Genomic DNA, 19,298 nt, shown 5'->3' with positions numbered 1-19,298 from the left:
TCGATGGATCCCAAAATCCGTAAATCAAAAAATCCCTAAATATTTTATGCTTCCTTCAGCCGCAGCTCGTTCTTGTATTCCTTGGGTGTTTTTCCCACAATCTCTTTAAAAAACCGGTTAAAATTGGACAGGTTCTTGAATCCGCAGGAGTAAGCGATTTCTGCAATAGACCAGTCCTCTTCGGTCAAACGCTTGCAGGCATGACCTATCCGTACTTCGTTCAGGAACTGTACAAAAGATTTTTTGGTGCGGTTCTTAAAGAAACGGCAGAAAGACTGCGGCGAGAGGTTCGTGATGCTGGCCACATCCTGCAGGGATATCTCCTTGGAGAAGTTGTTCATCACATATTTAAATACCTCGTCTATTTTATGGTTGTCTTTTACGTTGTAGGCGTGGGAATACCCTGTGCTGGCCAGATAGTAGCAGTCGCGCGTTTCTGACAGCGTTTTCAGGATGCTGAGCAGCGAAATAATCCTGTCCAGCCCCTCTTTTTTGGGAAGGGACAGTATTTCCGGTTTCAGTTTGTCATACGTGGGCCCTATAATTTTCATCCCGCGCTGCGCGCGATGAAACAGCTCGCTCAGCGCTTTGGTTTCCGGGAGACCGTAAAACTTCTCACCAAAAATATCTTTAGGAAAATAAATCACCACAGAACGGGCCTTCAGGTTCTCATCGCCCTTATAGTACTCTTCCTCATTATACCAAACGTGGGGATGTGCGGCCCCAGAAACACCATATCGCCCTCCTCAAAGCTCTCGATGCTGTCCCCAACAATCCTCTTCCCGTGGCTCTCCGTAACAAACACCAGTTCGCACTCCGGGTGGAAGTGGAAAGGCGTGTTAAAATACGGATCACATCGTTCTATGATGGTGATCTGATTATCGGCAAAAGCCCCAACTTTAATAAGAATGGGTTTCATTCAAGTATTAATTTTTAAACGAGTGTTATCCTGGCAATTCCCTTGTTTAGTATTGCCATTGTCCTATGAATGTTGCCAAATTATTAAAAATTGGTTAAAAAAATATCATTATTGCGAAAATGACCCTTAAATGTCATATACCTGCCGCTTATCCCTGTTTATAAGATTTAGCAAGTTTTTTGGAATAATTGGCGCAAGAATGTAAATTTCAGCTTTCATTTTGTAAATTACGCTGGGCTAAATCGATATAGCATTTGTTGTCTATGAAAGGAATCTCTATTAAAGATATCGCAAAACAGGCAGGGGTTTCTCCTACGACTGTCTCGTTTGTGCTAAACGGCAAAGCGAAAGAGAAGCGGATCAGCGAGCAGGTAAGCAAAAAAATCCAGAAAATAGCTTCCCGGCTCAAGTACAAACCAAATCAGCTGGCACGCGGCCTTCGCACAGGAAAAACCAAAACCATCGGCCTCATTGTGGAAGATATTGCCAATAACTTCTTCGCCAGCCTTGCGAAAGTAATGGAAGACGAAGCGGACAAGCACGGCTATAAAGTGCTGTACGGCAGTACGGAAGACAATACCGAAAAAGCGAAAGGACTCCTGGAAGTACTCAAGTACCGCCAGGTAGACGCCTATATCGTAACGCCTACCAAAAACCTGGACAAGGACATAGAACAACTCAAGGCCACTTCCAAACCGGTAGTGCTCATGGACCGCTATTTCCCGCATGTGAGCTCCCACTACGTGGTGGTCGACAACTACCAGGGCGCCTACAACGTCACCAGCCACCTGGCCAACCAGGGCTATAAAAAAATCGCGATCGTCACCATCACCTCCGACCAGATACAGATGAAAGACCGTCTCGATGGATTTACAGCGGCTCTCAAAGATCATCATCTCCCTTTTAATAAAAGCCTCGTTAAAAAAATACCGTTTGAACTGGAACGCGAAGCTTTCAACACGGAAATCAAAAAATTCCTCACCTCCATCAAAGGCCTCGATGCGGTATTCTTCGCTACCAACTACCTCGGTATCTACGGCATCGAAAGCATCCGCTCCCTCGGCTGGGAAATAGGACCGCAGATCGGCGTGGCCAGCTTCGACGACCACGACCTCTTCCGCCTCCACAGCCCGTCTATCACCTGCGTGGCGCAACCGATTACAGAAATAGGCAAAAACATCGTGGAAGTGCTGATGCAGGAACTCAATCACCCATCCGCTACTCCCCGCCAGATTGTACTGGAACCTGCCTTGATCGTCAGGGCTTCTTCCGATCCCGGTAAAAAATAACCCACCCATCCTCATCATATCTTCCTGTTCCTGTGATACTTGCGGGAACAAAAAGCCGTGTCCTGTTGTTATCTGATACAGTTCCGGTTTTGTGGCACCTCACCCCCTCTGCCGGAACACTTTCAACCAAAACCATCCCCGGTTTATTTCTTCACTTTTATCGCATTAAACATGATCAGAAACGCTACTCATGTGCTGTTGTTCGCGTTATTGTTGCTGGCCACTCCCGTGGTTTGGGCGCAACAGGCCATTACCGGTAAGGTAACAGACGATACCGGTCAACCCCTCTCAGGTGTGAACATCCTCGTGAAAGGCACCTCAAAAGGAACCACTACCAACGCGGAAGGAAACTTCTCCCTGTCTGTGGCCCCGGGCAGTACGCTGGTGTTTCGTTATCTTGGCTTCCTCCCCGGGAAGTACCCGTAGGCAACGAATCCCAGCTGACCATCACCCTAAAAACAGACGAAAAAAGCCTGGGAGAAGTGGTGGTGACCGCACTCGGTATCAGGAAAGAAAAGAAAGCGCTGGGCTACTCGGTGTCTGAAGTAAAAGGAGAGGAGCTCACACAGGCACGCAGCACCAATATCGCCAATACCCTCTCCGGTAAAGTGGCCGGCCTCAACGTCACCTCCACCGCCACCGGGCCCGCAGGCTCCAGCCGTATTATCCTCCGCGGCAATACCTCCATCGATAAAAACAGGAACAACCAACCCCTTATCGTGGTAGATGGGATTCCTATCAATAATGACAACCTCGGCTCTGCCGGTGAATATGGCGGTACAGACGCCGGCGACGGTATCTCCAGCATCAACCCCGACGATATCGCTACCATCTCCGTGCTGAAAGGCGGCACCGCCGCCGCTCTGTACGGCTCCCGCGCTTCCAACGGGGTAATACTGATCACCACCAAAGGCGGCGCCAGCCGTAAAGGCGTAGGCGTGGAGTTCAGCAGCAACATCGTCATCGATCGCCCGGTTGTGGAAAACCTCGACTGGCAATATGACTACGGTATGGGCCTCAACGGCCTCAAACCACAAACAGCCGCAGAAGCCCGGGCAGCCGGACTTTTCAGCTGGGGCGCCCCGCTGGACGGCTCCTCCGTGATCCAGTACGACGGGATCAGCAGGCCCTATAACGCCGTGAAAAACAATTTCAAAAAATTCTACCGCAGCGGTTACACCTTCACCAACTCCATCGCCGCCAGCGGAGGCAACGAAAAGGTGACCTGGCGCTTCGGGGCCACCGATATGAAAAACGAAGCCACGTTGCCCAATTCCGGTATCCGCCGCGACAACCTGTCGCTCAACGTATCAGCATGGCTCGGAAAAAAACTGCATCTCAACGTATACGCCAAATATATCCGCGAACGCACCACCAACAGGCCCCGCGTATCCGACTCCCCCGGTAACGCCAACTTCGCCCTCTACCTGTTGCCCACCTCCCTCGCCGTACAAACGCTGAAAGACAGTAAACTGAATGCCGATGGCAACGAATTCCGGTGGAACGCCAATGAGTACATCACCAACCCCTGGTTCTCGGTCTACGACTTTGAACAGGCCGATAAAAAAGACCGCTTCATCAACTCCGCGGAACTGCGTTACGATATCCTCGACTGGCTCTATGTCAAAGGCCGCATCGGCGCAGACATGTTCTTCCGCGACAACAAAGCGGTCACCCCTAACGGTACCGCCTATATCCCCGGCGGCCAGATCAATGACCAGACACGCCAGAACTTCTACGAACTGAATGCCGATGTGATGGTGGGCGTGGAAAAAGGGTTCTCCGAAACATGGCGTATCTCCGGTTTTGTAGGCGCCAACGTGATGCGGAACAAAAATGATAAACTGTACCTGACCGGCAATACCTTCAATATCCCGTATTTCTACGATCAGAGCAACCTGCAGACGAAAACCGTTACCAACGATATTTTCGAAAAGAGGATCAATTCGCTGTATGCCTCCGCTGAACTGTCTTTTAAAAGTTACCTCTACCTGACGCTCACCGGCCGCAACGACTGGTTCTCTACGCTGCCGGTCAACAGCAACAGCATCTTCTACCCGTCCGCCGGTCTCAGCTTTGTGCTCTCCGACGCAGTGACCATGCCCAAATGGATCAACTACGCCAAGCTGCGTACCTCCTGGGCACAGGTGGGCGGCGATACAGACCCTTACCGCCTCCGGCTGGCCTACCAGGTGCAGAACCCGCTGGTACTGGGCACTACCAGCCTCCCGGTTGCAGACGTAAAGAAAGCGCAGGATGGCAGCTATGCAGTACCCAACGCTAATCTTAAACCCTACGTCAATACCAGCTATGAAGCCGGCTTTGAAGCCCGCTTCTTCGACAACCGGCTGTCTGTTGACTTCTCCTGGTATACCCGCAAAACAAAGGATGATATCGTGCAAACCACTATCTCCAACGCTTCAGGGTACAACACCGCCTTCATCAACGTTGGTAAAGTAAGCAACAAGGGAATAGAGCTGATGATAACAGGTACGCCTGTACGTAGCAAAAATTTCACCTGGGATATTACACCCAACTTCGCGTACAACAAGAGCGAAGTAATTCAGCTCGACGGTAAGCTGAACGCACTGAAAGTATCTGACGTGCGTACTTTTAACGTTACCATCCAGCAGGTGCCGCACCAGCCTTTTGGCGTTATCCAGGGATACAGCTTCCAGCGCGATGACCAGGGCAACATTCTCTTTAACGCCGCCGGTAAGCCTTTGCAGGGGCCGCTGACGATCTTCGGAACAGGCGTGGCGCCGTATACGCTGGGCGTGACCAATACTTTTACCTATAAAGCTTTCTCGCTGGGCGTGCTGATAGATTCCCGCTGGGGCAACAAGCTGTACTCCGGCACCAACGACTACGGGTACTATTTCGGTTTGCAGAAAGCGACGCTCGACGGCCGCTCCGGTGGGGTGACTATCAAAGCACAGGACCCCAACGATCCCACCAAGTATACAGACAAAGTGGTGGATGCACAGGATTATTACCAGAACATCGCATTCAACATTGCGGAGCCGTTTATCTACAGCGGCGCTTTTGTAAAGCTGCGCCAGGTGATACTGACTTACAGCCTGCCTTCAGCCACCCTGAACAAAACACCGTTCACCGGGGCATCACTTTCCTTTGTGGCGAGAAACCTCTGGATCATCTATAAAGATGTGCCCAATGTGGACCCCGAATCCACCTACAGCAACGGCGCTGGCCAGGGGGCTGAACTGTTGGGCTATCCGCAGTCCAGAAGTTTTGGTTTGAACCTGAATGTAAAATTCTAAATCGCTTTGATCATGGTTAAATCAATATATACATATGGAACAGCAGTATTGCTGCTATGGCTGTCGCTGGTTTCCTGCACCAAAAACTTTGAGAAAATCAATACCGACCCGACGGCCGCCCCGGTGGTGGCGCCGGGCATCCTGCTCACGAGAGGGCTGCTGTATGTCTCCGGCGGCGAGTTCGAAGCATGGCGGGCCAACCTTATCTACTGCGGTCCTATGGTACAGCATCTTTCCTCCACCAGCCTCACTTACGTGGGAGACAAATACCTGTATAACGATGGTTACAGCGGGTCGGCGTTCAACTCGTTTTATCCCAACGGCGTGAAAATTCTTACCACGCTGATAGAACAGACAAAGACAGATCCGTCACAGGCAAATTTCACAGCCATGGCCAAGATCGCCCGGGTGATCATGTTACAGCGGCTGACGGACCTGTACGGCAATGTGCCTTACGTGGCTGCCGGCAGGGGATTTATCGATCAGAACTTTACGCCCGCCTACGACGCGCAGGATGCTATCTATGCCGGTTTTGCGGCGGAACTGCAGGAGGCTGCGGGCATGCTCGACGCCGGTAAGCCCACCCCGGGCAATGCCGATATTTCCGGCTACGGCGGCGTGCCGGGCCAGTGGAAGAAGCTGGCCTATTCGCTGCTGTTGCGGGTGGGGCTGCGGCTCTCCAAAAAAACAGACCCTTCGGCGGGCAGGGGATGGGTACAGAAAGCGCTGGCTGGTGGCGTGTTTACGGCCAACGCCGATGCGTTTTATATTCAGCATGCCGCCGGTGATTATGATAATCCCAACAGTCACGTGATCGGAGTGTACCCCGGCAGCAGGGCCGAAACCGGGAAAGACAACCAGGGCATTAAACTGTCGAAGTTCTTTGTGGACTTGCTGAAAACCAAAGCAGATCCGCGGTTGCGGATCATTTCCGAATTGCCTAAAGCCGATTCCACCCCCGGCGGTTCCAATGACCCGGCGGTGCAGAAAGGGCTGCCCAACGGGTTTGACAACACTTCAGACCCGGTGTACGGCATCGGCTCCACCGGCGATGCCAACCTGGCGCATTATTCACAGCCGCGGCAGGTCATCGCGCAACCCAATTCCCCGAACATCTTCATCACCTATTCCGAAGTACAGCTGATGCTGGCCGAAGCTGCGGCCCGTGGCTGGATCGCCGGCGACCCCGTGGCTTATTTTACCACCGGTGTAAAGTCCGGCATCTGGCAATGGACGCTGTATTCCTCCTCCATATCGTATGACGATGCAGCAGCCACCGCGTATGCCACCGCGCAGGCGGCGCCGCTGGCGGGAACGCTGGCCGCGAAGCTGGAGGCGATCAATACCCAGTATTATATCACCACTTTCCTGAATGAATACGAAGCTTATGCCAACTGGCGCCGCAGCGGTTACCCGGTACTGAAGCCGGTGAACTACAAGAATAATGAAACCAACGGCCGGATACCGCGCCGGTTGCGTTATCCGAGGAACGATTATGATGTAAACCGCACGAACGTGGAGGCAGCTAATACCGCACAGGGCCCGGATATTTTTATGACGCCGGTGTGGTGGGACAAACCCTGACCGTCTATTCAAAAACAGTAATAAAAAACGCCATGACAAAACACATCCTGTTTTCAGCCATTTTTGTATTAGCCTGCCTGTCGCTTCCGGCGCAGGATTCCCTGGGGCTTTCCCGGACTGTCAGCTTCCGGAATGCGGTAGACAATAATTTAGGCGTCAGGTTCGGCACTGCGCTAAGTTTTCATCCAAAGGACAATACCGTTGGCACTCCTTATCTGTATGCCGATTGGGGCCGTTTGCGGATCGATTCGATGGACAATAAGCCGGTGGCCCGTTCGGTGGTATACGACGCCAATCTGGACCTGGAAAAAAATATGGTGATCGTGAAAGGCGGCGATGGAAGGGCCTATGCACCGGAAGTGAATAATGTGCAGGCGCTCCATTTCAGTAAAGGGGAGGAGCAGCATGCCTTTGTGGCCCTGCAGATCGACGGGATGCAGAAGTTTGTGGAGCAGCTGGCTGCGGGCAGGTACCGGTTGGTGAAAGATGCCAAAGTGGTATTCCATCCGGCCGATTTTGTAGACAAAGGGATGGTGCAGAGCGGCAAAAACTACGATGAGTACAAGAAATCGTACACGTATTACCTGGTGAAAGACCAGGCGCCGATGAAGGTGGTGCTGCGTAAAAAGCAATTCCTGGAGGCGTTGCAGCAGGACCCGGCAGCGCAGGCGGCGGCCAGGAAGTTCCTCTCCGAATATAAGGGAGCTTTCGATGAAACAGCCGCCAGGCTGGCGATTGAGGCGGTGAATAAATAACCGGAGGATACCTTTCCCAATATATTAGCCCTGGCATAAGTTTCCGGGGCTAATATGGGTATCAAACATTTTCCAAGCCCACAGAAGTTTTCAGCCCGGCGGTTGTCAGGACTGATAGTATTTTCTTTCTTAGCTATATTATTTTATTGGATTTAACGACTTGTTAACCAAACATCAAAAAATTGTTAAATCTTTTTTGCACTTCTCATAATTATCCCTAAGTTTGAAACCAATATTTCTGTTGAGAAAACTTGTTGTGAAATGAAAATGAAGGATGCACGGGCGAACAGGTTTTTTTTTGGAACGAATTGCTAAAACGTTTTACTACTGTAGCAATACGGGGAACAGTGAACAATGAATTGCCAATGGAGTAAGTCCATCTTAAATGCGGAAAACGGAAACTATGTTTTGCCTGCCTATTGTGCTGCGTTCTGCAGACAGTTGCTGGTAAAAAGTTTACCATGCACTTATGTAATTGCCATGTGACTGATCACTTTGTTATAATTAAAACCAAAAGGAAGCTATGCGAAGATCATTTCTTCTCACCACGTTGCTTTTCTTATGCTGCTGCTTTGCTGCATGGGCGCAGGATAAAAAAGCTGTTACGGGAACCGTAAAAGATGAAAAAGGAACGCCTTTGCCGGGTGTAACGGTAAAGGAAAAAGGAACCGCCAACGGCGCCATGTCGGGTGCTGATGGTACCTTTAAAGTACAGGTGGCTTCCGATGCTACACTGGTCCTCTCTTACATCGGTTTTATGAATCAGGAGGTGCCGGTAAACGGGCAAACCACCCTGACCATCGTCTTGAAAGAAGACAACAAAAATCTGAACGAAGTAGTGGTTACCGCCATGGGTATGAAACGTGAACAACGTAAACTCGGCTATGCGGTAACAGAATTGAAAGGTGCGGACGTGGCCAAAACCAACTCCATCAACCCGGTGTCTGCCCTGCAGGGTAAAGTGGCCGGCCTTGATATCTCCGCTGCTGCCGGTGGCCCTGCCGCAGCTCCCCGTATCGTGCTGCGCGGCGCCAAATCACTGAACGGTAAAGATCAGCCGATCTTCATCGTGGATGGTGTGATCTTCGAAAACGATGAAAGTGCTGCCGACGTAAACTTCGGTAACGTACTGAAAAATCTCAACCCGGACGATTACGAGTCAGTAACTGTGCTGAAAGGCGCTGCTGCTACCGCTCTTTATGGTTCCCGCGCTATTAACGGCGCCATCCTCATTACCACCAAAAAAGGTAATGCAAGAAAAGGAATAGGCGTTACCGTTAGCCAGACCGCCCAGATCGAAAAAGTATACCGTGGCGCTATCGACCTGCAAAATGGTTACGGCCAGGGTATCGACGGTACCTACGACAACACTGCCGGCGGTTACAGCTTCGGTCCTAAAATGGACGGCAGAATGGTGCAGCTGCCCAACGGCACAAGCGTACCCTTTACGCCTAAACCCAACAACGCCAAAGATCTTTACCAAACCGGTAAATACTTTAACACCAACGTGGCCATGGAAGGCGGTAACGACAAAGGAACTTTCCGCTTGTCTTACTCCCACCTGGACAATAACTCCGTTTCTCCGAACAACAGCTTCGGCAGAAACACTTTCGCTTTCCGTGGTTCTTCCCAGATCTCCAGAGTGCTGAGCGCAGACGCGGGCGTAACCTATGCCACTTCCAAAACACTGAACCCCGACCGTCAGGGTGGTGACTATACCAACTACAACATCGGCCGTAAATGGGTATATGTGTTTCCGCGTAACTACGATCCTTCTATCTGGAGCAAACCGGAAAACTACCTCGGGCCCAACGGTGGCCGTGCCAACCTGAGCACCAACCCGGGCGCTGACTATTTCTATCAGCAGGCTTACAACAGCTGGACCCGTAAAGAGTCCCTGATCACCGGTAACTTCTCCCTCACCGCAGAAGCTACAAGCTGGCTGAAATTCGTTGGTAAAGCCAACTTCAGCAGCGAACAGTCTACCGATGAACGTAAAGAAGTTGGTACTGCCGCCTTCTTTAAAGGTTCGGATGGTTTCTACTCTGTAGCAGGCGTGAACAAGTCCCAGTACACCTTCACCGGTATGGCGATCATCACACCGAAACTCGGTAAGAAATTCGATGGTAACCTGAACCTGGGTGCTGAAACATGGAACAGCGGTATCGGTAAACAATACAACAACTACTCCCAGGGTGGTCTCCGTATCCCCTTCCTGTATGACATCTCCAATAGCGTGGGCGCACCAATTGTAAAGAATGATCCGCTGCTCCGCAAACGTATCAACTCCGTATTTTTCGCGGCTAGCCTCGCGTATAATAACGAATTGTTCCTGGACGTGACCGGCCGTAACGACTGGTCTTCTGCCCTGACTTATCCTAAAGGCAGCAAAGGAACTACCACCAACTCTTATTTCTATCCTTCCGTAAGTGCTGCGTGGGAATTCACCCAGACACTGAAAGAAGAAATGCCTTCCTGGATCAGCTACGGTAAACTGCGCGCCTCTTATGCGATGGTGGGTGGTGACCTCGATCCTTATCAGATCAACACCGGCTATTATACCACCGGTCTGTTCCAGGGCTCTTCTACCGGCGAGAACCTGCCGCTGGTAAACATCTTCAACTCAGACATCCTGCCGAATATGGCCCTGAAACCTTCCATCTCCAAAAGCTGGGAGCTGGGTGCCAATGTTCGCTTCTTCAACAACCGTCTGGGCTTTGACTTCGCCTGGTACCGCACCAATATCACCAACCAGATCATCAATCTGCCGACGCCGATTGAATCCGGTGTTACTTCCCGTTACATCAACGCGGGTAGCATGATCAACAGAGGTATCGAACTGTCTATCAACGGTACGCCTATCCAGAATAAAAACTTTACCTGGGACGTAACGCTGAACGGCAGCCGCAATAAAAACAAAATCGTAAGCCTCACACCGGGTGTTGACCAGCTGCAGCTGAACGAAGACCAGGGCGTAAAAGCCATTGCTTCTGTAGGCGGTAGCTACGGTAACCTGGTAACTGACTACGGTTATACCCGCGACGCCAACGGCAAACCGATCATCACCCTCGGCGGCAGCGACTTCCCTTACAAATTTGTACGCGGTAACGCAGTAGTAGGTAACATCATGCCTGACTTCAACCTGGGCCTGCAGAATAACTTCACCTACAAAAACTGGAGCCTCGGCGTATTGATCCAGGCACGTATCGGTGGTGACTTCTTCTCTGCTTCCCATCAGTATGGTACCGGTCGTGGTACTACTGCCAACACCATGTATGGTCGTGATTCCGAACACGGCGGTATCACCTTTACCGATGGTTCCGGCGTTACCCGCAATGACGGTATGATCCCCGATGCGGTGTTCCAGAAAGGTACCACCATCTCCAAAGATGGCCAGAATATCGTGCTGGATGGTATGACTTACCAGCAGGCGTATGAAAAAGGTTACGTATCCCCGCTGACACCCTTCCAATATTATGGTATGATTGGCGACTGGGGTATCGGTATCCGCGAGGCTTCCGTATTCGATGCTTCTTATGTAGCGCTGCGTGAAGTATCTCTCGGCTACTCCCTGCCTACAGACCTGGTACAACGCTGGAGACTGAACAGCCTGCGTGTATCGCTCGTAGGCCGTAACCTGGGTTACCTGTTCAACAATCTGCCGGACCACATCAACCCGGAAGCAGTACGTAACAACAAAACATCTGCCTTCTCTGAGTATGGCGCTGTACCGTTTGTACGTAACATGGGCCTGACTGTACAGGTAGGATTCTAATAACCGTTTAACAATTGAGTAACATGAAACATGTAAATAAATGGGGTTTGGGCGTAGCAGTAGCAGGTATGATGCTGACCGCCTGTACCAAAAACTTTGAAGATATCAACCAAAACCCGCAGGTAAGTGAAGACGTACCACCGGAAATGTTGATCACCCAGTCTGCCAAAAGCATTGTAGACCGCGATTTTGACTGGTTCTATGACGGCTACACCTACCAGCTGCAATGGATGCAGTTTGGTGTGGCGGCTCCGGGATCGTCTCCCACCGGTCTTTTCAGCCCAACCAACACCAACGACTTCTATAATGCCTTTTACAAAAGCATTGGCCGCAACCTTGTGGAAATAGAAGCGGTAGTGTCCAGGAAAGCCGAAGCAGAACGCGCACAGTATGGTAACGTACTGGCGATCGCTAAAATACTGAAGGTGTACAGCGCCTGGAGAGCTTCTGACGCCAACGGCAGTATGCCGTACACCAACGCATTCCAGGCCCGGTCCGATGCCAACTTTACGCCTACTTATGATACGCAGGAAAAGCTGTTCCCCATCTGGGAAGCCGAGCTGAAAGCCGCTATCACTACCCTGCAAAGCGGTCTCTCCGGACAGGCCTCTCCGGGTAACGCCGACATCTTTTACAAAGGTGATGTCAAAAGTTGGGTGAAAGCTGCCAATGTGCTCCGTATCAAACTGGCGATGCGTCAGCTGAAAAGATCAGCAGACAAAGCAACCGCTATCATTAAGGACGCAATGACCGTTACCGACGGCCTCTTCGTAAGCAATGCCGAGGAATGGAAGTTCCTTTCTGCTGACGAAAACTTTGCCCGCGCCGGTAACTGGGCAATGGACAACAATCCGCTGTCTGCCAGCAAAAATATGCTGGACTACATGTACAATAACAATGATCCCCGCCTGGGTATCTTCTACGAAAAAAACAGCTATACCAAAGAACTGGTGGACAGCCTTATCAAAGGAGGTGTTTTTCCGGCTACCGCTACATATAATGAACGCCGTTACTTTGGTCTGCCGGCCAGCCCCGACAGAAGAAAAGCGCCGGCGGATGCCGAGGTATTCAAGGTAAAACGTTATACCATGACTTTCATGGTGGACGGCGAGTCGCAGAAAGTGACCCGTACGCTGGACACCGTGTCCGCTGTACAACGCCGTTTGTTTGACCTCGATGCTGAAAATGGCAACCAGAACGGCGCCCGCTATACGCAGCCGATCCTGAGTTATGCTGAACAGTGCTTCATGCTGGCTGAACTGGCTGTAAGAGGTATCATCACCGGTACTGCGGAAACCTACTATAAAAATGGTGTGGAAGCTTCTATCAAAGCGTATGACGATATGGGCCGCGAAGCTAAAATCCGCGACTATGCGCCGCTGGACGCTGCTGCTATCGCCGCCTACCTGGAAAAACCGAATGTTGCCTTTACCGGTACCAACGACGTGCTGCTGGAAAAAATCAACATCCAGAACTTCCTGAACCTGTTCAAATCTCCCTGGGAAGCCTGGGGCGCCTGGAAAAGAGCCGGTATCCCCAAAGTGGGCGGTATCCTGCCTTTTGAACCGATGCAGGTAGCCGGCCAGACCGTGGCGATCCCCCGCCGCTGGGCACTGCCGCAGCCAACCATCGCCAACCAGACCAACTGGAGAAACGCTATCAACGAAATGCAGCAAACCGGTGAATACGGCAACGCCGATAACGATTTCACCGGCCGCGTATGGTGGGATAAAAAATAGCCTGGCAACAAATTCGCATACATAGCTGACTTTGCTGAAATACATAAAAGCGGCTGTTCCTCTTAGGAACAGCCGCTTTTTGCTTTCCGTCCTGAAAGAAATACAACTCCGCTCCGGATGTAGTAGTATTATGACTACGGTATTGAAGAACTACTACAAATGTGTTGGCTGTGAAGCGGTAAATTTACGTGATTGGTTAGTTTTGAGCCAACTTACCAGAGCGTCAGTGAACCATATCTTTTGGGGGCTATTGTAGTTGTTCGTAACGATGTTTAATGCTGTTTCCGAAGATACCGGATAATAACTTTTCATTTTTTGAAATCACTATCCATCATACTATCATTCAATAAAGCATGACGGATAGTGAAATCGCTATATGGTTACCCGTCGGCGAAAGCCGTATGGGTAATGTTAACCCTAATTTGGCAAGCATAGGACCAGATATGGCAGCTCCGGGGTGGTAGCCGGATGCTGCTACTATCACTTATCAGATATAAAAGCGGCTGGCTGTGTCCACAGTTCAGCACTATCTTTTAATTGATCATCTCTTTGATCTCGTTCAGTTTCAGCAAAGCTTCCACAGGGGTCAGCCTGTTGATGTCCACCGTACCCAGCTTCTCCCGTATCTGCTGGAACGTATCGCTATGCGCGTCAAAAATATTGAGCTGCAGTTTTTGCGTGGGCGTCGTAATATTTTTGATATTTTTCTGTAAGGATGTGTCGATATGTTTTTCCTCCAGGTTGGCCAGTACTTCATTGGCGCGGTTGATCAGTTCCGGCGGCATACCGGCCATACGGGCCACATGGATACCGAAGCTGTGGCGGCTGCCACCTGGCGCCAGCTTACGCAGGAAAATGATCTTGTTACCGGATTCCATATTGGTGATATGGAAGTTTTTCACCCGGGCATGTTTGTTTTCCAGCTCATTGAGTTCGTGATAGTGCGTGGCAAACAGCGTTTTCGGGCGGTGGTCGGTCATATCATGCAGGTATTCCACGATGCTCCATGCGATGGAAATGCCGTCGTAGGTGCTGGTGCCGCGGCCGATCTCGTCCAGTATCACGAGGCTGCGGGGCGTAATGGTATTGATAATGCTGGCGGTTTCGTTCATTTCCACCATAAAGGTAGATTCGCCGCCGCTCAGGTTATCGGAAGCGCCTACACGCGTAAATATTTTGTCGGTCAGCCCGATCTCGGCACTGGTGGCGGGTACGAAGCTACCCATATGCGCCATCAGGGTGATGAGGGCGGTTTGCCGCAGCAGCGCCGATTTACCGCTCATGTTGGGACCGGTCAGGATGATGATCTGCTGATCGTCTTTATTGAGCTGGATATCGTTGGCCACATAGCTTTCGCCGGCTGGCAGGCCTCTTTCTATCACCGGGTGGCGGCCTTCGCGGATGTCCAGCTGGTAACCGTCGGTGATGACCGGCCGGCGGTATTTATATTGCAGCGCGTTGTTGGCGAAGCAAAGAAGGCAGTCGAGCTGCGCAAATACCTGCGCGTCCTGCTGCACCGGTTCTATAAATGGTTGCAGCGCTGCCAGCAGTTCGTCGAACAGCCGTGTTTCCAGCGCCAGTATTTTATCTTCGGCGCCCACGATTTTTTCTTCATACTCTTTCAGCTCCGGCGTAATATAACGTTCGGCGTTGGCCAGCGTTTGTTTACGTATCCAGGTATCGGGTACTTTGTTCTTGTGGGTGTTGGTCACTTCCAGGTAATAGCCGAAAACGTTGTTGAACGCTATTTTCAGGGAAGGGATGCCGGTGGCTTCTGATTCTTTCTGCTGTATCTGCAGGAGGTAGTCTTTGCCTTTGGTGGCGATGCCGCGCAGCTCGTCCAGTTCCTTATTGACGCCATCACGGATAACGCCGCCCTTGTTGACCAGCACCGGCGGATTCTCCATCACTTCATTGAGGATCCTGGTGAGGATAGGCGCGCAGGCGTCCAGTTTTTCGTTGAGGCGTAACAGGTAGTCGTTTCCGCTTTTCCCCAGCAGCTCCTGTACGGCCTGTACCTGTTCGAGGGAGCGGGCCAGCTGCATTACTTCCCGTGGGTTGATTTTACGCAGCGGGATTTTGGATACCAGCCTTTCCAGGTCGCCGGTAAGTTTGAGGTGATGCACCAGTTGCTGGGCCAGTTCCGTTTCTTTGATGAAGAAGGTGAGCGTGTCCAGCCGTTGGTTGATCTGGGCGATGTCGCGGAGGGGAAATACCAGCCAGCGTTTGAGCAGGCGGGCGCCCATGGGGGTGACGGTGTTGTCCAGCACTTTAAGCAGGGTGTGACCGTTTTCCACGCTGCTGTGCAGCAGTTCCAGGTTACGCACGGTGAAGCGGTCCATCCAGAGGAAGTCCTCCTGGCTGATGCGCTGTATGCGGGTGATATGTTGCAGGTGCGGATGTTCGGTGTCTTTCAGATAGTGCATGGTAGCGCCGGCCGCGATGATGGCGGCGTCCATGCCTTCTACGCCAAACCCTTTGAGGGAGTGGGTCTGAAAATGTTTCAGCAGGATGTCTTCTGCGTAACTGGTGGTAAAGATCCACTCGTCGAGGTTATACGTATAAAAGCGGCTGCCGAAGGTAGCTTTGAAATGTTTCTGTTGCTGGCGGGCAAACACTACTTCTGCCGGGCGGAAGCTCTGCAGGAGCTTGTCCACATACTCGGTGCTGCCTTCGGCGATGATGAATTCGCCGGTGGAGATATCGAGAAAGGAAACGCCGGTGATGTCTTTGCCGAAGTGAACGGCTGCTAGGAAGTTGTTGCTGGCGTTCTCCAGTAGTTTGTCATTCACCGCTACGCCGGGCGTTACCATTTCTGTCACCCCGCGTTTTACAATGCCTTTAACGGTTTTAGGGTCTTCCAGCTGGTCGCAGACGGCCACACGATGACCGGCTTTTACCAGTTTGTGCAGATAGGTGTCCAGCGAGTGATGGGGAAAACCTGCGAGGTCAACGTAAGAAGCAGATCCATTGGCTCTTTTGGTTAACACAATGCCCAGTACCCTTGAGGCAATCACTGCGTCTTCGTTGAAGGTTTCGTAAAAGTCGCCCACGCGGAATAATAGTACTGCATCCGGGTATTTGTCTTTGATAGCCTTATGCTGTAGCATCAGTGGCGTTTCTTCTGATTTACTTTTTGCCATGGCGCAAATATATAAAACTCATCCGATCCGGTTATCTTTGCAGATCATGAGAAAGTTAAGCATGGATGAACTGGGCCGTAAAACGGTGGACGAGTTCAAGGCAGCAGATAAGACGCCTGTGGTACTGGTGCTGGACAATGTGCGCAGTATGCACAATGTGGGATCGGTTTTCCGTACGGCAGACGCGTTCCTGTTACAGGGCATTGTGTTGTGTGGCTATACGCCGGTGCCTCCGCACCGGGATATTAACAAAACAGCGCTCGGCGCCACCGAAACGGTGGACTGGCAATATTTCCCTACTACCCTGGAGGCCGTAGAGGCCCTGAAAAACGCCGGCTACCTCATTATGACCATCGAACAGGCCGCCGGCAGCGTGATGCTCGACGCTTTCACCCCTCCGGCCGGTCAGCCATTGGCCCTCGTGTTCGGCAACGAGGTGAGCGGTGTGGACGCCGGTGTCATGAAAATGGCCGACGGCTGCATCGAAATCCCCCAGTCAGGCATGAAACACTCCCTGAACATTTCCGTGAGCACCGGTATCGTAGTTTGGGATATCTTTGTAAAACTGAAAGCCGCCGCTGGCCGGTAAAATTATATTTAAGAGCTGATGGCTCAACTGTTTACATATGATTACTACTATTAACAAGTATCTGTCGCTGGTAAAGTTCAGTCACACCATCTTTGCCATGCCGTTTGCACTGACCGGTTATTTTATGGCTACCACCAAAGGAGGAGGCAGTTTTAGCTGGACAACCTTCGGGCTGGTGGTGCTGTGCATGGTATTTGCCCGCAGCGCCGCCATGGCGTTCAACCGCTGGCTGGACATGGACATTGACAAGCTGAACCCCCGGACGGCCAAAAGGGAAATCCCGGCGGGCATTATCTCTCCGCAGAATGCCATGTTTTTCATCCTGATCAACGTGATGCTGTTCATCCTAACGACCTGGTTCATCAACCGCATCTGTTTTTTCCTGTCGCCCATAGCACTGATAGTGGTGCTGGGATATAGCTATACCAAACGTTTTACGGCCATGTGCCATATGGTGCTGGGCGTAGGGCTGTCGCTGGCGCCGATAGGGGCATACCTGGCGGTAACGGGCGAGTTTGCCCTGCTGCCGGTGCTGGTATCCGTGCTGGTGCTGTGCTGGGTATCCGGTTTCGATATTATCTATTCACTGCAGGATGAAGATTTTGACAAGTCGCAGCAGCTGAACTCCATCCCGGCATGGCTGGGACTTTCCGGCGCCCTGCGTTTTTCCGAGCTGCTGCATGTGATATCCGCTGCACTGGTGATCACCATCGGCATATACGGACACTATCACTGGCTGTTCTGGATAGGCGCCGCCGTATTCATCGCCATGCTGATATCCCAGCACCTGCTGGTAAAACCGCACGACCTCAGCAAGGTCAATGTGATGTTTATGACCACCAATGGTATTGCCAGCGTGGTGTTTGCCGTTTTTGTGATTGCAGACATGCTGATCATTTAGGGATTTTTTGATTTACGGATTTTTTGATTTTGGGGATAACCAGCGTATCCACATATCAGAATAAATCAATCAGAAAGTCGCACTGATCAACAATTTCAAAATAACTAATTCAAATCAAAAAATCCGTAAATCAAAAAATCCCTAAATGGTATGGCGCGTGTAATGGCTATCGATTATGGAAAAAAAAGGACCGGACTGGCCGTGACAGATCCGCTGCAGCTGATTGCCAGCGGACTTACCACTATCCCTACCCATGAATTGATCCCTTATCTGAAAAAATATTTTGCCGCCGAAGAAGTGGAGGCGATTATCATCGGGGAGCCCAAAAACCTGGATGGTAACGCTACCCATGCCACGCCGCTGGTGGAAGAGTGCGTCCGCATCCTCCGGAAAAATTTCCCCCAGGTGCCGGTGAAAAAGGTGGATGAACGCTTTACCTCCAAAATTGCTTTCCAGAGTATGATAGACAGCGGGCTGAAGAAAAAGGACCGCCAGAATAAAGGCCTGGTGGATGAAATCAGCGCCACCATTATCTTACAGGAGTACCTGCAAAATAAAATATAGACATTTATTTATTTTTTCATTTAAATATTTTGATATTTAACTGCGGAAACCCGTTCAAATAACTAAATATCAAAATATCAAAATCTCAAAATAGCCAAATGTCGTACCTTTGCAGATCAATAAAAAACAGCACAAGATCATGATATTGCCAATTGTTGCATACGGGCACCCGGTACTGAGAAAAGTAGCAGATGATATTACGCCCGATTATCCCCAGTTGAAGGAACTTATCGCCAATATGTGGGAAACAATGTACGGCTCCAACGGAGTAGGCATTGCGGCCCCTCAGGTCAACAAATCCATCCGCCTGTTTGTGGTAGACAGCAAACAGATCATCGACAACCTGGAAGACGACGAGAAAAGCGAATATCCGGGAGATGAAGGGATCAAAGAAGTGTTTATCAACGCGCACATCGTGGAAACCGGCGGTAAGGAATGGGCCTACAACGAAGGTTGCCTGAGCATTCCCAAAGTACGGGAAGACGTATACCGCGACGAGACCGTGACCCTTTCCTATGTAAATGAGAATTTCGAACCGCAGCAGAAAACCTTTACCGGCGTGACTGCGCGCGTGATCCTGCATGAATATGACCACATCGATGGCAAACTGTTTATCGATCACCTCAAGCCGCTGAAACGCAGGATGTTGAAAAGCAAACTCGATGATATCACCAAAGGAAAGATAAGGGTAGACTACAAAATGACGTTTCCTAAATAGGAAATAATTTTGTAATGTAAAGAAAACCCTTTATTTTGGTA

14 protein-coding genes are annotated in these 19,298 nt (G+C 50.9%); 11 read left to right on the top strand and 3 right to left on the bottom strand.

All coding sequences use genetic code 11. The features are described from left to right. Nucleotides 1-44: 44 nt before the first annotated feature. Entirely contained in the window at nt 45-650 is a 606-nt protein-coding gene (locus HF324_RS28105; protein ID WP_168861387.1) for a helix-turn-helix domain-containing protein, read from the bottom strand. 11 nt (nt 651-661) lie between these two features. Then, on the bottom strand, nt 662-919 hold the full coding sequence (locus HF324_RS28100; protein WP_168861386.1) for a cupin domain-containing protein: 258 nt from the start codon (nt 917-919) through the stop codon (nt 662-664). A 263-nt stretch (nt 920-1,182) separates the two neighbouring features. Between HF324_RS28100 and HF324_RS28095 the strand changes: the two genes are divergently transcribed. From HF324_RS28095 to HF324_RS28070, 7 genes are all read left to right on the top strand, one after another. Continuing rightward, complete coding sequence (locus HF324_RS28095; RefSeq protein ID WP_168806504.1) at nt 1,183-2,208, top strand: LacI family DNA-binding transcriptional regulator; 1,026 nt, start codon at nt 1,183-1,185, stop codon at nt 2,206-2,208. A gap of 171 nt (nt 2,209-2,379) precedes the next feature. Continuing rightward, complete coding sequence (locus HF324_RS33465) at nt 2,380-2,634, top strand: carboxypeptidase-like regulatory domain-containing protein (RefSeq protein ID WP_220101247.1); 255 nt, start codon at nt 2,380-2,382, stop codon at nt 2,632-2,634. 14 nt (nt 2,635-2,648) lie between these two features. After that, the gene (locus HF324_RS28090; protein ID WP_220101361.1) at nt 2,649-5,489 is read left to right on the top strand and encodes a SusC/RagA family TonB-linked outer membrane protein; all 2,841 of its coding nucleotides are present in this window, start codon (nt 2,649-2,651) and stop codon (nt 5,487-5,489) included. A gap of 12 nt (nt 5,490-5,501) precedes the next feature. Further along, a complete protein-coding gene (locus HF324_RS28085; protein ID WP_168806500.1) occupies nt 5,502-7,073 on the top strand; it encodes a SusD/RagB family nutrient-binding outer membrane lipoprotein in 1,572 nt (523 codons plus the stop codon). Nucleotides 7,074-7,105: 32 nt separating this feature from the next. Continuing rightward, nucleotides 7,106-7,828 carry a hypothetical protein gene (locus HF324_RS28080; RefSeq protein ID WP_168806498.1) on the top strand — a complete coding sequence of 241 codons (723 nt, stop codon included), beginning with the start codon at nt 7,106-7,108 and terminating at the stop codon, nt 7,826-7,828. A 523-nt stretch (nt 7,829-8,351) separates the two neighbouring features. Then, entirely contained in the window at nt 8,352-11,603 is a 3,252-nt protein-coding gene (locus tag HF324_RS28075; RefSeq protein ID WP_168806496.1) for a SusC/RagA family TonB-linked outer membrane protein, read from the top strand. A gap of 23 nt (nt 11,604-11,626) precedes the next feature. Then, entirely contained in the window at nt 11,627-13,342 is a 1,716-nt protein-coding gene (locus HF324_RS28070) for a SusD/RagB family nutrient-binding outer membrane lipoprotein (protein WP_168806494.1), read from the top strand. Between the two features lie 533 nt (nt 13,343-13,875). Here the strand turns inward: HF324_RS28070 and mutS are convergent. Then, on the bottom strand, nt 13,876-16,485 hold the full coding sequence (gene mutS, locus HF324_RS28065) for a DNA mismatch repair protein MutS (RefSeq protein ID WP_168806492.1): 2,610 nt from the start codon (nt 16,483-16,485) through the stop codon (nt 13,876-13,878). Between the two features lie 46 nt (nt 16,486-16,531). Here mutS and HF324_RS28060 point away from each other — a divergent pair, with 46 nt between their 5' ends. The 4 genes from HF324_RS28060 to def all read left to right on the top strand — a co-directional run bounded on the left by HF324_RS28060 (nt 16,532) and on the right by def (nt 19,257). After that, nucleotides 16,532-17,074 (top strand): RNA methyltransferase, encoded by a 543-nt coding sequence (locus HF324_RS28060; protein WP_168806489.1) that lies wholly within the window; start codon nt 16,532-16,534, stop codon nt 17,072-17,074. A 37-nt stretch (nt 17,075-17,111) separates the two neighbouring features. Beyond that, nucleotides 17,112-17,975 (top strand): UbiA-like polyprenyltransferase, encoded by an 864-nt coding sequence (locus tag HF324_RS28055; RefSeq protein ID WP_168806487.1) that lies wholly within the window; start codon nt 17,112-17,114, stop codon nt 17,973-17,975. Between the two features lie 150 nt (nt 17,976-18,125). Beyond that, complete coding sequence (gene ruvX / locus HF324_RS28050) at nt 18,126-18,539, top strand: Holliday junction resolvase RuvX (protein ID WP_078667251.1); 414 nt, start codon at nt 18,126-18,128, stop codon at nt 18,537-18,539. Between the two features lie 139 nt (nt 18,540-18,678). Beyond that, a complete protein-coding gene (gene def / locus HF324_RS28045) occupies nt 18,679-19,257 on the top strand; it encodes a peptide deformylase (RefSeq protein ID WP_168806485.1) in 579 nt (192 codons plus the stop codon). The last annotated feature ends 41 nt before the right edge of the window (nt 19,258-19,298 follow it).

The organism is Chitinophaga oryzae (assembly GCF_012516375.2).
In the GTDB taxonomy this organism is placed as follows: domain Bacteria; phylum Bacteroidota; class Bacteroidia; order Chitinophagales; family Chitinophagaceae; genus Chitinophaga; species Chitinophaga oryzae.
This window is presented reverse-complemented; position numbering and strand designations above follow the sequence as displayed.

Excerpts from the sequence above, each read along its gene's own strand:
- HF324_RS28080 (WP_168806498.1), top strand. The coding sequence starts at position 7,106 with ATGACAAAACACATCCTGTTTTCAGCCATTTTTGTATTAGCCTGCCTG.
- HF324_RS28075 (WP_168806496.1), top strand. The coding sequence starts at position 8,352 with ATGCGAAGATCATTTCTTCTCACCACGTTGCTTTTCTTATGCTGCTGC.
- HF324_RS28100 (WP_168861386.1), bottom strand. The coding sequence starts at position 919 with ATGAAACCCATTCTTATTAAAGTTGGGGCTTTTGCCGATAATCAGATC.
- ruvX (WP_078667251.1), top strand. The coding sequence starts at position 18,126 with ATGGCGCGTGTAATGGCTATCGATTATGGAAAAAAAAGGACCGGACTG.
- mutS (WP_168806492.1), bottom strand. The coding sequence starts at position 16,485 with ATGGCAAAAAGTAAATCAGAAGAAACGCCACTGATGCTACAGCATAAG.
- HF324_RS28070 (WP_168806494.1), top strand. The coding sequence starts at position 11,627 with ATGAAACATGTAAATAAATGGGGTTTGGGCGTAGCAGTAGCAGGTATG.
- HF324_RS28060 (WP_168806489.1), top strand. The coding sequence starts at position 16,532 with ATGAGAAAGTTAAGCATGGATGAACTGGGCCGTAAAACGGTGGACGAG.
- def (WP_168806485.1), top strand. The coding sequence starts at position 18,679 with ATGATATTGCCAATTGTTGCATACGGGCACCCGGTACTGAGAAAAGTA.
- HF324_RS28095 (WP_168806504.1), top strand. The coding sequence starts at position 1,183 with ATGAAAGGAATCTCTATTAAAGATATCGCAAAACAGGCAGGGGTTTCT.
- HF324_RS33465 (WP_220101247.1), top strand. The coding sequence starts at position 2,380 with ATGATCAGAAACGCTACTCATGTGCTGTTGTTCGCGTTATTGTTGCTG.
- HF324_RS28085 (WP_168806500.1), top strand. The coding sequence starts at position 5,502 with ATGGTTAAATCAATATATACATATGGAACAGCAGTATTGCTGCTATGG.
- HF324_RS28055 (WP_168806487.1), top strand. The coding sequence starts at position 17,112 with ATGATTACTACTATTAACAAGTATCTGTCGCTGGTAAAGTTCAGTCAC.